Origin of the sequence: Streptomyces sp. NPDC007875 (genome assembly GCF_042868035.1) — a bacterium.
Taxonomy (GTDB): Bacteria; Actinomycetota; Actinomycetes; order Streptomycetales; family Streptomycetaceae; genus Streptomyces; species Streptomyces antimycoticus.
The window spans coordinates 577478-590201 of record NZ_JBIADZ010000003.1; the positions used below are offsets into that span (position 1 = coordinate 577478).

14 protein-coding genes and 1 pseudogene are annotated in these 12724 nt (G+C 71.4%); 14 read left to right on the forward strand and 1 reads right to left on the reverse strand.

Features of this window, described 5'->3' with window-relative positions; genetic code table 11:
• Nucleotide 1: 1 nt before the first annotated feature.
• The 13 genes from ACFYOY_RS09230 to ACFYOY_RS09290 all read left to right on the forward strand — a co-directional run bounded on the left by ACFYOY_RS09230 (nucleotide 2) and on the right by ACFYOY_RS09290 (nucleotide 11685).
• Nucleotides 2–1240 carry an acyl-CoA dehydrogenase family protein gene (locus ACFYOY_RS09230; protein WP_351903189.1) on the forward strand — a complete coding sequence of 413 codons (1239 nt, stop codon included), beginning with the start codon at nucleotides 2–4 and terminating at the stop codon, nucleotides 1238–1240.
• Complete coding sequence (locus ACFYOY_RS09235; protein ID WP_388585781.1) at nucleotides 1237–2211, forward strand: phosphotransferase family protein; 975 nt, start codon at nucleotides 1237–1239, stop codon at nucleotides 2209–2211. Before ACFYOY_RS09230 ends, ACFYOY_RS09235 begins: the two co-directional genes overlap by 4 nt.
• A 37-nt stretch (nucleotides 2212–2248) precedes the next feature.
• A complete protein-coding gene (locus ACFYOY_RS09240; RefSeq protein WP_351903195.1) occupies nucleotides 2249–3481 on the forward strand; it encodes an acyl-CoA dehydrogenase family protein in 1233 nt (410 codons plus the stop codon).
• The gene (locus ACFYOY_RS09245; protein WP_351903198.1) at nucleotides 3478–4254 is read left to right on the forward strand and encodes an SDR family oxidoreductase; all 777 of its coding nucleotides are present in this window, start codon (nucleotides 3478–3480) and stop codon (nucleotides 4252–4254) included. Before ACFYOY_RS09240 ends, ACFYOY_RS09245 begins: the two co-directional genes overlap by 4 nt.
• Nucleotides 4251–5030, forward strand: a complete 780-nt coding sequence (locus tag ACFYOY_RS09250) for an SDR family oxidoreductase (RefSeq protein WP_351903201.1) — start codon at nucleotides 4251–4253, stop codon at nucleotides 5028–5030. Before ACFYOY_RS09245 ends, ACFYOY_RS09250 begins: the two co-directional genes overlap by 4 nt.
• On the forward strand, nucleotides 5027–5818 hold the full coding sequence (locus ACFYOY_RS09255; protein ID WP_351903204.1) for an enoyl-CoA hydratase-related protein: 792 nt from the start codon (nucleotides 5027–5029) through the stop codon (nucleotides 5816–5818). The genes ACFYOY_RS09250 and ACFYOY_RS09255 overlap by 4 nt, the downstream gene beginning before the upstream one ends.
• Nucleotides 5819–5847: 29 nt before the next feature.
• The gene (locus ACFYOY_RS09260) at nucleotides 5848–6996 is read left to right on the forward strand and encodes an acetyl-CoA C-acetyltransferase (RefSeq protein ID WP_351903207.1); all 1149 of its coding nucleotides are present in this window, start codon (nucleotides 5848–5850) and stop codon (nucleotides 6994–6996) included.
• Nucleotides 6997–7086: 90 nt separating this feature from the next.
• Nucleotides 7087–7710, forward strand: coding sequence for a TetR/AcrR family transcriptional regulator (locus tag ACFYOY_RS09265; RefSeq protein ID WP_059143259.1), 624 nt, complete (start codon nucleotides 7087–7089; stop codon nucleotides 7708–7710).
• 202 nt (nucleotides 7711–7912) lie between these two features.
• Entirely contained in the window at nucleotides 7913–8281 is a 369-nt protein-coding gene (locus tag ACFYOY_RS09270; RefSeq protein WP_351903210.1) for a nuclear transport factor 2 family protein, read from the forward strand.
• A complete protein-coding gene (locus ACFYOY_RS09275) occupies nucleotides 8278–8655 on the forward strand; it encodes a hypothetical protein (protein ID WP_059143257.1) in 378 nt (125 codons plus the stop codon). Before ACFYOY_RS09270 ends, ACFYOY_RS09275 begins: the two co-directional genes overlap by 4 nt.
• Nucleotides 8656–8711: 56 nt before the next feature.
• Nucleotides 8712–9032: an EthD family reductase gene (locus tag ACFYOY_RS09280; RefSeq protein ID WP_351903228.1), complete on the forward strand. Its 321-nt coding sequence runs from the start codon at nucleotides 8712–8714 to the stop codon at nucleotides 9030–9032.
• Nucleotides 9033–9121: 89 nt separating this feature from the next.
• A complete protein-coding gene (locus ACFYOY_RS09285; protein ID WP_388585788.1) occupies nucleotides 9122–10627 on the forward strand; it encodes a class I adenylate-forming enzyme family protein in 1506 nt (501 codons plus the stop codon).
• Nucleotides 10624–11685 carry an MBL fold metallo-hydrolase gene (locus tag ACFYOY_RS09290; protein WP_351903216.1) on the forward strand — a complete coding sequence of 354 codons (1062 nt, stop codon included), beginning with the start codon at nucleotides 10624–10626 and terminating at the stop codon, nucleotides 11683–11685. Before ACFYOY_RS09285 ends, ACFYOY_RS09290 begins: the two co-directional genes overlap by 4 nt.
• A 65-nt stretch (nucleotides 11686–11750) precedes the next feature.
• On the opposite strand, the gene ACFYOY_RS09295 is transcribed toward ACFYOY_RS09290, so the two are convergent.
• Entirely contained in the window at nucleotides 11751–12509 is a 759-nt protein-coding gene (locus ACFYOY_RS09295; RefSeq protein ID WP_351903219.1) for a TetR family transcriptional regulator, read from the reverse strand.
• 132 nt (nucleotides 12510–12641) lie between these two features.
• Between ACFYOY_RS09295 and ACFYOY_RS09300 the strand changes: the two are divergent.
• Nucleotides 12642–12724: pseudogene (locus ACFYOY_RS09300) on the forward strand (electron transfer flavoprotein subunit beta); the annotation flags it as partial.

Consider the following 12724-nt stretch of genomic DNA (forward strand, 5'->3'; position numbering starts at 1 on the left):
CATGAGCGGTATCCCGGAACCCGATGAGTTCCGCGCCGAGGCCCGGACGTGGCTCGCCGGCGTGGCCCGGCCCCGCGCCGCCGACGGGGAGTGGGGCAGCGGCTCCGACTCCGTCGCCGTGTTCGAGAACTGGACCGAGGAGCAGGAGCGCGAGCACACCGCCCGCGTCCAGGAATGGGAACGCACCCGCTACGACCAGGGCTGGTCCGCGCTCAACTGGCCGCAGGAGTACGGCGGACGCAGTCTGCCCGCGTACTACGAGCAGCTCTACCGCGGCGAGGAGGCGGCCTTCGACGTACCGCACCGCCCAGAGATCTTCCCCGTGACCCAAGCGCTCGTCGCCCCCGCGATCGGCCTGTGGGGCACCGAGGAGCAGAAGCGGCGCTGGCTCGTGCCCATGCTGCGCACCGACGAACTGGCCTGCCAGCTGTTCTCGGAGACCGAGGCGGGCTCCGACCTCGCCGCGGTGCGCACCCGGGCGGTGCGCGAGGAGGGGGGCACCTCCCGCTCGAGCGAAGCCGAGAGTGGGGGAAGCTGGGTGCTGACCGGGCACAAGGTATGGACCTCCGGGGCCCGTGTGGCGACCTGGGGCGTGGCGGTGTGCCGCACCGATCCGGACGTCCGCAAGCACGCCGGCATCACCGTCTTCCTGGTGCGCATGGACGCGCCGGGCGTCACCGTACGGCCCATCCGGCAGATGACCGGTGGCACCAGCTTCAACGAGGTGTATCTGGACGGTGTGCGGGTGCCCGACGCCGACCGGCTCGGGCCGGTCGGCGAGGGGTGGCGAGTCACGCTCAGCGTGCTGGCCGCCGAACGGCTCGATTCCGGCAGCCTCGGCCTGGACAACGCCGATCGGGCGCTGGACCTGGCCGGAAACCTCTCGCGCCCCCTCACCGGCGGCGAACGGCAGCGGGCCGCCGACCTCCACCTCCGCACCCTCGTCCAGCGGCTCATGGGACTGCGGGTGACCGCCGCCCTCGTCGCCGGGCGCGAACCGGGCGCGGAGGCCTCGGTGGGCAAGCTGTACGCCACCGAGACCATGCGGCGCACCAGCGACCTGGTGTCCGAGCTGCTGGGGCCGAGCCTCGTGGCGGACACGGGGGAGTGGGGCACCTACGCCTGGACGGAACATCTGCTGGGCGCCCCCGGCTACAGCATCGCGGGCGGCACCGACGAGATCCAGCGCACCATCCTCGCCGAGCGCGTGCTCGGCCTGCCCAAGGAGCCCGTCCGATGAGCATGGCCACCGAGGTGCCGGAGCTGGCCGCCCGGGTCCGCGACCGGCTCGCCCGCCACCATCCGGGGGCGCCGGTCGGCGAGTTGACGGTGCTGCCGGGTGGCCACTCGGGGCTGACCTACGAGGTCGCGGCCGGGGATGCCCGGTACGTCGTCAAGGCGGTGCCTCCGGGCCAGCGCCCCGTCGGACGCAACGACGTCCTGCGCCAGGCGCGGGTGCTGAGCGCGCTGACCGGATCCATGGTGCCGGTACCGGGCGTCGTGGCCGTCGACGCGACCCAACCCGCTTGGTTCGCCATGGACTTCGCGGCCGGGGAGGCCATCGAGCCGGTATTGGACGACCATGAGATGGACCCCGCGACGGCCCGCGCCCGGATGCTGGAGATCGCCTCCGTCCTGCGGCGGCTGCACGGCACCGATGTGGACACACCCGGGCTCGACGCGCCCGCACCGCTCGACGCCGCCGGCGAGCTGGAGCGGTGGAGCCGCACCCTGCGTGCCGTCCCCGCCGAACTTCGGCCCGGTGGCGAGGAGTTGCTGGCACGTCTCGCCGACGGCGTCCCCCGCGGCCTCCCGCCGGTGCTGCTGCACGGGGACTTCCGGCTCGGCAATGTGCTCTGCGTGGGCGAGCGAGCGATGGCCGTCGTCGACTGGGAGATCTGGAGCGTCGGCGACCCACGCATCGACCTGGGCTGGTTTCTGCTCTTCGCCGACCACCGCAACTTCCCCCAGCTGGGACACGCCGTGCCCGGACTGCCCGGCGAGGCCGAACTGCTGGACACCTACCGCGACGGGCGGCCCGCGCTGCCCGAGATGGACTGGTTCCGGGCACTCGGCCGCATGAAGATGGCCGCGATCATGGGCCACAATCTGCGCCGGCACCGCGAGGGCAAGCACCACGACCCGGACCAGGAACGCCTGCCGCCCACCATCGCCGCGATGATCCGCACCGCCCGCGACATCCTCGGCTGATCCGGCACCGGTACGCCCCCACCGAACAGGAGCAATCGTGGATTTCGGATACTCGCCACGGGCGAGTGAACTCCAGGACCGCATGCGGTCGTTCATGGACGAACACGTCTTCCCCGCGGAAGCGACGTATGACCGGCAGCTGGCCGAAGGGGACGACCCGCACGCCCTGCCGCCGGTGATGGCCGAGCTGAAGGAGAAGGCCCGCGCCGAGGGCCTGTGGAACCTCTTCATGGCACACGGCGACTGGGGCGCGGGGCTCAGCAACCTCGAATACGCGCCGCTCATGGAGCTGGCGGGCCGCTCCATCATCGGCCCCGAGGTGTTCAACTGCTCGGCGCCCGACACCGGCAACATGGAGCTGCTCGCCCTGTACGCCACCCCCGACCAGCAGGAACGCTGGCTGCGCCCGCTGCTCGACGCGGAGATCCGCTCATGCTTCGCCATGACCGAGCCGGAGGTGGCGAGCTCCGACGCCCGCAACATCCGCACCCGCATCACCCGCGACGGCGACAGCTACGTCGTCAACGGCCGCAAGTGGTACACCTCCGGGATCCTCGACCCCGACTGCGAACTGATCATCCTGATGGGCAAGACCGATCCGGACGCGCCCACCTACCGGCAGCAGTCCATGCTGCTCGTCCCCCGGGACACCCCGGGCGTCACCGTCCTGCGCGACCTGCCGATGTTCGGCTACACCGACCGGCTCGGACACGGCGATGTGCTCTTCGAGAACGTCCGCGTCCCGGCGGAGAACATCCTCGGCGGCGAGGGCGAGGGCTTCGCGCTCGCCCAGGGACGGCTCGGTCCGGGGCGGATGCACTACGCCATGCGCGCCGTGGGTTTCGCCGAGCGCGCCCTGCGGCTGATGTGCGAGCGCGTCACCGAACGCACCGCCTTCGGCGGGCCGCTCGCCGACCAGGGAGTGGTCCGGGAGTGGATCGCCCGCAGCCGCATCGAGATCGAGCAGCTGCGTCTCCTCGTCCTCAAGTCGGCCTGGCTGATGGACACCGTCGGCAACGCCGCCGCCCGTATGGAGGTCGCCGCCATCAAGGTCGCGGCCCTGGAGGTCGCCCACAAGGTGGTCGACCGGGCGGTGCAGGCACATGGCGCGGCGGGGGTCAGCGACGACACCGTACTGGCCCGTCTGTACGCCATCACACGGGCGCTGCAGATCGCCGACGGCCCCGACGAAGTCCATCTGCGGACGGTGGCCCGCCAGGAACTCGCGCAATACAAGAAGAAGACCGACACGGAGACGGGAGCGGCGTGAGCGCCAACAGCCTCGACGGCAAGGTGGCCGTCATCACCGGCGGATCCCGTGGCATCGGCCTCGGCATCGCCACCGCCTACCGGGCGGCCGGCGCACACGTGGTGATCGCGGCCCGTAAACCGGCCGGACTCGCCGAGGCCCGCGAGGAGTTGCAGCGCGTCAAGGGCGACGGCGATGTGCACACGGTGGTGGCGAACGCGGGCGAACCCGAGCAGGCCGAGCGGTGCGTCGAGGAGACCATGGCCCGCTTCGGCCGCCTCGACATCCTCGTCAACAACGCGGCGACCAACCCGTACCACGGCGATCTGCTCGACCTGGACCTGCCGCGCGCGGAGAAGACGGTCCGCGTCAACCAGTACGGCATGATCGCCTGGACCCGGTGCGCCTGGCGGGCCTGGATGGCCGAACACGGGGGAGCGGTGGTCAACATCGCCTCCGTCGGCGGGCTCATCGTCGACCCGCACATCGGCTACTACAACGCCACCAAGGCCGCCATGCTCCATATGACCCGGCAGCTCGCCTACGAACTGGGCCCGCACGCCCGCGTCAACGCCATCGCCCCCGGGCTGATCAAGACCGAGCTGGCGCGGGCGGTATGGGAGGTCCGCGAGCCGATCCTCACCGCCAAGCTGCCGCTGCGGCGCCTCGGCACCGTGGAGGACGTGGCCCAGGCGGCGCTGTTCCTGGCCTCCGACGCCTCCTCGTGGATGACCGGCCAGACCCTGGTGCTCGACGGCGGCGCGACCGCCCTGCCGATCGGGGTGGAGGGATGAGCGCGCCCCAAGCCGCCGCGGAGCTGTTCTCGCTGCGGGGCAGGACGGCCGTGGTCACCGGCGCGTCCGCGGGGCTCGGCGCACGCTTCGCCGCCGTCCTCGCACAGGCCGGCGCCACCGTGTTCGCCGCCGCCCGGCGCATCGACCGGCTGAAGGAACTCGCCGACTCCGACGCGCGCATTCACCCCGTCGCCTGCGACGTCTCGCTCGCCGCCGACCGTACGCGGCTGATCGAGACCGCGACGACCACCACCGGCCGCGTCGACATCCTGGTCAACAACGCGGCCACGTCCGGCGAGACCCGCGCCGAGGACGAATCCCCGGACGCCTTCGCCGACGTCCTCGGCGTCAACCTCACCGCCCCCTTCCACCTGGCACGCCTCGTGGCGGAGGCACCCGCCGGGGACGGCACGCCGCCCCGGAGCGTCATCAACGTCTCCTCCATCCTCGGCCTGGTCACCGCCGCCCCACTGGGCGGCGCGAGCTACGCGGCGTCCAAGGCCGGGCTGATCGGGCTGACCCGGGAGCTGGCCGGACAGTGGGGCGGAAGCGGGACTCGCGTCAACGCGCTCGCCCCGGGCTGGTTCCGTACCGAGATGACCGCGGACCTCTTCGGCGACGAGCGCTCCAGCCGCTGGGTCGAGCGCAACACCCTGCTGCGGCGCGGCGGCGACGCCCATGAACTCGACGGCGCCCTGGTGTTCCTCGCCTCGGACGCCTCCTCGTACTGCACCGGGCAGGTCCTGACCGTCGACGGCGGATGGACCGCGCGATGAGGGTCGGCATCGAGATCGACGACGGCCTGGCCCGCGTCACCCTGCGCCGTGGCGAGGCGGGCAACGCCATCGATTTGGAGATGGCACGCGGACTGCTGGACGCGGCGCGGGTGTGCGCAACCGAGTCCGTACGGGCCGTGCTGCTGACCGGCGAGGGGAAGTCCTTCTGCGTCGGCGGCGACCTCGGGGAGTTCGCCCGGCTCTCCGGCGAGGCGCTGGAGAAGCACCTCATCGCGGTGACCGGCGCGCTCCACGAGGCCCTGCGCACGTTCGCGGCGGGCGACGCACCCGTGGTGGCCGCCGTGCAGGGAGCCGTCGCCGGTGCGGGCATCGGCCTGGCCGCGTCCGCCGATGTGACCCTCGCCGCCGACAACGCCTCGTTCACCACCGCCTACACCGGGATCGGCTACTCACCGGATGCCGGTGTGAGCTGGTTCCTGCCCCGGCTCATCGGCCCCAAGCGGGCCCTGGACCTGCTGCTGACCAACCGCCGCATCAAGGCGGCGGAAGCCGGGGCCATCGGACTGGTGAGCCGGATCGTCGCCCCCGACCAGCTGACCGCCGAGGCCGTCCGCACGGCCGAGGCGCTGTGCGGCGGACCCACCGCCGCCTTCGGTGCCACCCGCCGTCTCGTGGCCACCGGGCTGACCTCGGACCTCGGTACGCACCTGGACCGCGAGGCCCAGGCGATCGCCGCCGCGGCCGCCTCCGCCGCGGGCCGCGAGGGCGTCGCCGCCTTCCTGGGCAAGCGGGCACCCGACTTCACCCGCGCCGCCCCCAGCACCTGACTTCTCCCCGAAACCCCTGGAGCCCCACCGTGTCGGAAGCATTCATCGTCGGAGCCGTCCGCACCCCCGTCGGCCGCCGCAAGGGCACGCTCAGCGGCGTGCACCCCGCCGATCTCGGCGCCCATGCGCTGCGCGCCCTGCTGGAGCGCACCGGAGCCGACCCGGGCGCCGTCGACGACGTGTACTTCGGGTGCGTCAGCCAGATCGGCGCGCAGACCGGCAACATCGCACGCACCGCATGGCTGTCGGCCGGGCTGCCGCAGCACGTCCCCGGCACCACCATCGACCGCCAGTGCGGCTCCTCCCAGCAGGCCGTGCACTTCGCCGCCCAGGCGGTCGGCTCCGGGGCCGCCGATCTGGTGGTGGCCGGCGGGGTGGAGGTGATGAGCCTGGTGCCCATCGCCAGCCCCATGACCGTCGGCGAACGGGCCGGTATGGGCAGCCCGTACGCGGGGGACGGCTGGCGCGAGCACTTCGGGGACCAGGAGGTCTCCCAGTTCCGCGGGGCCGAACTGATCGCCGAGAAGTGGGGCGTCTCCCGGGCGGACATGGAGGAATTCGCGCTCACCAGCCACCAGCGCGCCCTCGCCGCCCAGGCCGATGGCGCCTTCGACGACGAGATCACCCCGGCCTTCGGACTCACCGCCGACGAGGGCCCGCGCGCCGACACCACCCTGGAGAAGATGGCCGGGCTGAAAACCCTCACCGAGGACGGCCGGCTGACCGCCGCGGTCTCCAGCCAGATCTCCGACGGAGCCGCCGCCCTGCTGATCGCCTCCGAGGAGGCGGTGCGCCGCCACGGCCTGACCCCGCTCGCACGGGTGCACACCATGGCCGTCGTCGGCTCCGATCCGATCCATATGCTGACCGGCCCCATCCCCGCCACCGAGAAGGTCCTCGACCGGGCCGGGCTGTCGATCGGCGACATCGACCTGGTGGAGATCAACGAGGCGTTCGCCTCCGTCGTCCTCGCCTGGCAGAAGGAGATCGGCCCCGACCCGGAGCGGGTCAACGCCTTTGGCGGCGCCATCGCGCTCGGACATCCGCTCGGCGCCACCGGCGCCCGGCTCATGACCACGCTCGTTCACCAACTGCGCAGGACCCAGGGGCGCTACGGTCTGCAGACGATGTGCGAGGGTGGCGGCATGGCGAACGCGACCGTGCTGGAGCGTCTTTGACCCGGGTCCGTTCATGTCGATTGGCAACTGAGTTCAGCTTGGGGCTACTCTCGGGTACGGACACGGTGGGCTGCAGCCAGGAGACGAGGCATGGCGACGAGAATCGTTGAACCGGAAGCGGGACCGAGGTCCAAGCGCGCCGCCATTCTGGTGGCCGCCGTCGACTGCTTCGGCGAGACGGGGTTCGAGGCCACCAAGTGGTCCACCGTGGCGGAGCGGGTCGGCATCGGGCAGACGGCGCTGTACCACTACTTCGAGTCCAAGACGCACTGCCTGCTGACCATCATGCGGCTGGAGCTCCAGCGGTCCCATGACAAGTTCACGGAGGCGACCGAGGGCGTCGAGGACCCGACCGAGGCGCTCCGGGCGGCCGTCCGCGCGGCCTACGACGTCTCGGACCAAGAGGTCCTGCAGATGCGGATCCTGCACAACCACATGGATCTGCTCTCCGGCACGCGCAAGTCCAAGCGGGAGGAGGCCGAGCGCGTCGAGGCCCGCAAGTTGGTCCAGCTCGTCGAGCGGAACTGGACGAACCTGCTGGTCCGAGGCATGTCCATGGGCGCCTTCCCGCTCCGGGACGCGCAACTGCTGGGCTCGGGCGTGCTCGGCCTGATCGTCAGCGTCTGGCGGTGGTACCGCCCCTCGGGGCCGACGCCGCTGTCCGAGGTCAGCGAGCTGATCGAGGGCGCCTGCGTGCGCATGGTCGCCACGTGACACCCTGAGCGGCTCCTTGTCGCCTCCGGCCCCCGGCGGATATCCGCCGGGGGCCGTTTCGCGTTTCGTACGGACTCTTGTCAGCCGTGTTTCCTGGGGATTAGCATCCACACTGAATTGAACTGAACTCAGGTTGATCTGGGGTCCGCTGCGGCGGTCCCGGGTCCCGAGGCGCTCGGCCACCCATCGAAAGGGCGCAGTCATGACGTTGCGCACGTATATGGCCAGTATGGACAGCGACCATCCGGAACGGACGCTGGACCTGCTCGAACCCGACTTCCGCTTCCTCATCGCCCTGCCGGGCAGTGAGGTCACCGGCGAATCCAAGGAGGACTTCGCCGCCTACATCGCCGGCCGGAACCCCAAGGACCGGTCGCATGAGATCCTGCGCCACAGCCAGGACGGCGACGTCGAGACCGTGTACGGGGTGGTGACGGAGGGCGGGCGGTACACCGGCTCCTTCCTCTCGGCCGCGGTGATCTCGCCGGGCGGGCTCCTGTCGCGCTACCAGTCCTTCTTCACCACCTCGTTCGAGCTGGTCGACTGGGCGAACGACGGGAGCCGGGCATGACGGACACCCCGGCCGCGGCCCCCTTCCTCACCGCGTGGTTCGAGATACTGGACGGCGACGAGCCGTCCCGGATCCTCGACCTGATCAGCGACGACTTCTCGCTGTCCATCCTGTTCTCCACCGGTGACGGCAACGCCACCGACTTCGCCGGGGACCGCGCCGCCCTCGTCGGCTATCTCGAACAGCGTGAGAAGGGCACCCGCACCCACCATCTGCTGTCGGCGACCACGCTCGGCCAGGACGAGCTCTTCCTGGGCGAGGTACGACGGGCGGGCGTCCCCGAGGCCAGCTTCGTCGCCGCCGGGCAGGTGAACGGCGAAGGCCGACTGCGGCGCCTGCTCATCGGGCGCTCGTCGGAGATCCGCTTCACCTGAGCGGTCTCGGACCCGCTCACCACCCATATCCCCTCGACCCCGTGCGGAGCACCGTCATGTACAACCTCGTCCTGCTGGCAGCCCGGCCCCCGGAGTGGACGCATGAGCAGTTCATCACCTGGTGGCGCGGCGACCACGCGGAGCTGACCTACCGCCTGCCCGGGCTGCGCGCCTGGCGCCACACCGACATCGACGCCGCTCTGGAGCCGCGTTCCGAGGGCTGGGACGGGATCTCCGTACTCGGCTTCGACTCCCCGGAGGACCTGAAGAAGGCCCTCGCGAGCCCCGAGTGGGCCGAGGCCGTCGCCCAGGTCGGCGACATGAAGGGCCGCCGGATCGCGGTCATGGGACACGAGGCGGAGATGTTCGCCGCCTGAGGAGCCGGGGCCGCCCGGCCCCGGTCCAGCGGCTGATCAAGCACCACAGCGTTCGGCAAACGGAGTTCGGCACAGCGGCGAGGGGCAGGATGCGACAGGTAGTGCGGGAGTTCCAGCAGAAGGCGGAAGAAGCCGACTTCATCGCGGTGATCGACGACACCGGCAGCCATACGGCCCGGGAGCTGCTCGACGAGGCCCTACGGCTGGCCGGAGCGCTGTCCGCGGGCGAGCCCGGCGGCTCGGTCGGCACCGTGCTGGTCCAGGCGGACAACTCATGGCGTACCATCGCCGCCACCCTTGCCGTGGGGCTGCGGGGCGGGGTCCTCGCGGTGGTCAATCGGCACACCACACCCGCCGAGTTCGCCGCCGCATGGGAGGACATCCGTCCGGACGCCGTCGTCGCCGAGCCCTCGGCGATGGACGAGTGGGCGGTGCCCACCCGGCTGCCGGACCCGGCGCGGCCGGTGCTCGACGGCTGGACCTGCCGGTCCGCACCCGACAGCCGTGAGGTGTCGCGGTGGGCCGGCGGTGCCCTCATCGGCCTGACGTCCGGATCGACCGGGCGCCCCAAGGGCGTCGTCCAGTCCGAGCGGGCCCTGCACTACGCCGCCACGAGCACCATCAACGTCAACGGCCTGGCGCCGGGCGACGCCGTCGCCGCGATCGTGCCGCTGTCGTCCACGGCCGCGTACTGCTTCGGGGTCTATCTCTCCCTCGTGCTGCGCGGGCCACTCGTCCTGACCGGGAAATGGGACAGGGCGGTCGCGCTGCGGCGGATGGCCGAGGCCGGTGTCCGCTGGACCATGTGCGTACCGACCATGGCGCTGCAGATGGGCACCGAAGCGGCCGGCTCCGGCGTCCTCCGGGGCGTCCGGTCGATCACCGTCGGCGGCGGGCCCATGGACCGCGGGGCCCTGGCCCGGGCCGAACGGTCCCTGGGCACGAAGATCCTCCGCGTCTTCGGCATGTCCGAGTGCCTGGGCCACACCTCGCCGAGCCCCGACGACCCCGAGGAGATCCGGCTCGGCAGGGACGGCCGCCCCTTCCCGGGTACGGACGTGCGCGCGCTCACCCCCGACGGTCAGACGGCCGGTCCGGGGGTGAGCGGCCGGGCGCAGGTCCGCGGCCCTTCCCTCTTCCTCGGGTACGCCCGCGAAGGCAGGACCGATCCGCCGGAGCTGACGGAGGACGGCTATCTGCCCACCGGCGACCTGCTGATGGTCCACGAGGACGGCACCCTCACCATCATGGGCCGCGAGAAGGACATCATCATCCGAGGTGGCCGCAACATCGACATCACCGAGATAGAGCGCGCGGTCGCCAGCCATCCACGCGTGGCCAGAGCCTGTGTCGCACCGGTCCCCGACGATGTCCTCGGCGAACGCGTGGCGCTGCTCGTCGTCGCCGAGGACGGCGGCGGCGTCGAGCTGGCCGAGGTGACCGGCCATCTGGAGAGCGTCGGTCTGTCCAAGGCCAAGTGGCCCGAGTACGTCTACGACGTCGAGGAGCTGCCCCAGACGAAGGTCGGCAAGCTCGACCGGGGCGGGGCCCGGGACCTGGCCATCAGCCTGCACACCTGCGAAGGAGGATCATGACGGCACGGTTCGACCAGGCGCCCTGGGCGGAGGCCGGAATCCAGACCGTACAGCCCGGGGTGCACCGCGTCCCGCTGCCACTTCCGGGCGACGGGCTGCGTGCCGTCAACGTCTACCTCCTGGAGGATCTGGCCGACGACGGCATCGTCATGATCGACGGGGGCTGGGCGATCCCCGAGGCGCGCAAGGTGCTCGAGGACGCCCTTGCCGCCATCGACCGCGACCCCGGCGACATCAGCCACATCCTGGTCACCCATATCCACCGCGACCACTACACGCAGGCGGTGGAACTGCGCCGGCTTCTGGGCTCGCGCGTCTACCTCGGCGCGGGGGAACGCCCCGGCCTGGAGATGCTCGCCCGACTCCGCAGCGACCGGCCCGTGGGCTCGCTGCGGACCCTGCGCGCGGCGGGAGCCGCGGACCTCGCCGACCGCATCGAGGCGATGGACCACGGCGGCTACGACCCGAGTGTGTGGGAGGCCCCCGATCGCTGGCTCGGCGCGGAGACCCTGCGCTTCGGCGAGCGCGAGCTGCGTGTCGTCCCCACCCCCGGGCACACCAAGGGCCATGTGGTCTTCCTGGACGAAGAGCGGGGGCTGGTGTTCTCCGGGGACCACGTCCTGCCGCATATCACCCCGTCCATCGGCTTCGAGCTCGCCGAGCCCGGCGGCCGTCCCCTCGCCGACTACCTGGACTCGCTGCGGCTGATGACCCACTACGCCGACGCCCGTCTGCTGCCCGCACACGGCCCGGTCGCCGACAGCACTCACACCCGGGTCGCCGAATTGCTCACCCACCACGACGAACGGCTGGCCGGAAGCCTGGCGGCGCTGGGCGAGAACACACTCGACGCCCACGCGGTGGCCCGCAAGCTCGCCTGGACGCGACGGGCCGTGCCGTTCGCGGAGTTGAGCGCCTTCAACCAGATGCTCGCGATCAACGAGACGGCCGCACACCTGGATGTCCTCGTGCTGCGAGGGCGGGCGACGGTGGCATTCGCCGACGGTGTGCATCGGTACACGCGCGCGGCGACCAGCGGGTCGGCGCCGCCCTCATGAGCCCGCACATGGCCACGGTATGGCACTGAGTTCCCTCTCAAGGCACCTGAGTGCCACGCCGGTGGCTAGTCGTCCCCCAACGTCTTCTCGATCTTCTGCACCACGCGCCACAGGGGAGCCTTCCGCGGCGTGACGATGACGACCACATCGTCCTCCTCGCTCTCCGGCGCGGGCGCGGCGCCGCTCTCCGCGGATTCGCCGGCACTGCCCCATGTCTGCCGGACGAATGCCAGCGACTGATCCACCGCCTTCGCGCCGTCGCCGTGCCCACCGCCTCGCAGCCAGGTCCGCAGCCCGTTGTTGTGCGCGGCGACGATGGCCGCGGCCTGCACTTCGGCCCGCAGCGCTCCGTTCGGGTCTCCCGCATAGCGTTGCCGCAGGTAGTGGGCCAGGGTCCGCTCGTAGCGGTGCACCACGGACAGTTCGTAGCCGCGCAGTCTGGGCACCTCGCGGGTGAGCCGATAGCGCTGCACGGAGAACTCCGGGTTCGCGGCGTACATCCGCATGACGAGGCGGGCCGCGTCACAGATCACGTCGAGCGGTTCGCCGTCGGTGCTCGTCGCGAGGAAGGCGCTCATCTCGGTCAGGCAGCGCTCATGGTCGGGGAAGACGACGTCTTCCTTGGACGGGAAGTAGCGGAAGAACGACCGGCGCCCCACTCCGGCCCGCGCGACGATGTCGTCCACGGTGGTCCGCTCGAAGCCATGCTCCACGAAGAGTTGGAACGCGGCCTCGATGAGCACCTCGCGCATGGGTGCCTTGCCGGACGGCCCGGGCCCGCTCACCGCCGCGGTCGCCCTGCCCTCGTCGCGTGCGTCCGCCATGGAGGGAACGTAACACCAGCGCCCGACGAAAGCGATACTGAGTGCCTTTACTGAGGGTACTGAGTGCCATACCCTCGTTCAGGTGCTCCGGTGGGGCAGCGCGGACATCCACGAACAGTAAGGAGAGCCGGCGTGAGCTTGAGGATCGTTGTCTGTGTGAAGTACGTGCCCGACGCCACCGGCGACCGGCACTTCGCCGAAGACCTGACCGTCGA

What these genes read in the sequence shown, in the direction of transcription:
- ACFYOY_RS09230 (WP_351903189.1), top strand. Translation starts at nt 2, where the DNA reads ATGAGCGGTATCCCGGAACCCGATGAGTTCCGCGCCGAGGCCCGGACG.
- ACFYOY_RS09235 (WP_388585781.1), top strand. Translation starts at nt 1,237, where the DNA reads ATGAGCATGGCCACCGAGGTGCCGGAGCTGGCCGCCCGGGTCCGCGAC.
- ACFYOY_RS09250 (WP_351903201.1), top strand. Translation starts at nt 4,251, where the DNA reads ATGAGCGCGCCCCAAGCCGCCGCGGAGCTGTTCTCGCTGCGGGGCAGG.
- ACFYOY_RS09255 (WP_351903204.1), top strand. Translation starts at nt 5,027, where the DNA reads ATGAGGGTCGGCATCGAGATCGACGACGGCCTGGCCCGCGTCACCCTG.
- ACFYOY_RS09265 (WP_059143259.1), top strand. Translation starts at nt 7,087, where the DNA reads ATGGCGACGAGAATCGTTGAACCGGAAGCGGGACCGAGGTCCAAGCGC.
- ACFYOY_RS09270 (WP_351903210.1), top strand. Translation starts at nt 7,913, where the DNA reads ATGACGTTGCGCACGTATATGGCCAGTATGGACAGCGACCATCCGGAA.
- ACFYOY_RS09275 (WP_059143257.1), top strand. Translation starts at nt 8,278, where the DNA reads ATGACGGACACCCCGGCCGCGGCCCCCTTCCTCACCGCGTGGTTCGAG.
- ACFYOY_RS09280 (WP_351903228.1), top strand. Translation starts at nt 8,712, where the DNA reads ATGTACAACCTCGTCCTGCTGGCAGCCCGGCCCCCGGAGTGGACGCAT.
- ACFYOY_RS09285 (WP_388585788.1), top strand. Translation starts at nt 9,122, where the DNA reads ATGCGACAGGTAGTGCGGGAGTTCCAGCAGAAGGCGGAAGAAGCCGAC.
- ACFYOY_RS09290 (WP_351903216.1), top strand. Translation starts at nt 10,624, where the DNA reads ATGACGGCACGGTTCGACCAGGCGCCCTGGGCGGAGGCCGGAATCCAG.
- ACFYOY_RS09295 (WP_351903219.1), bottom strand. Translation starts at nt 12,509, where the DNA reads ATGGCGGACGCACGCGACGAGGGCAGGGCGACCGCGGCGGTGAGCGGG.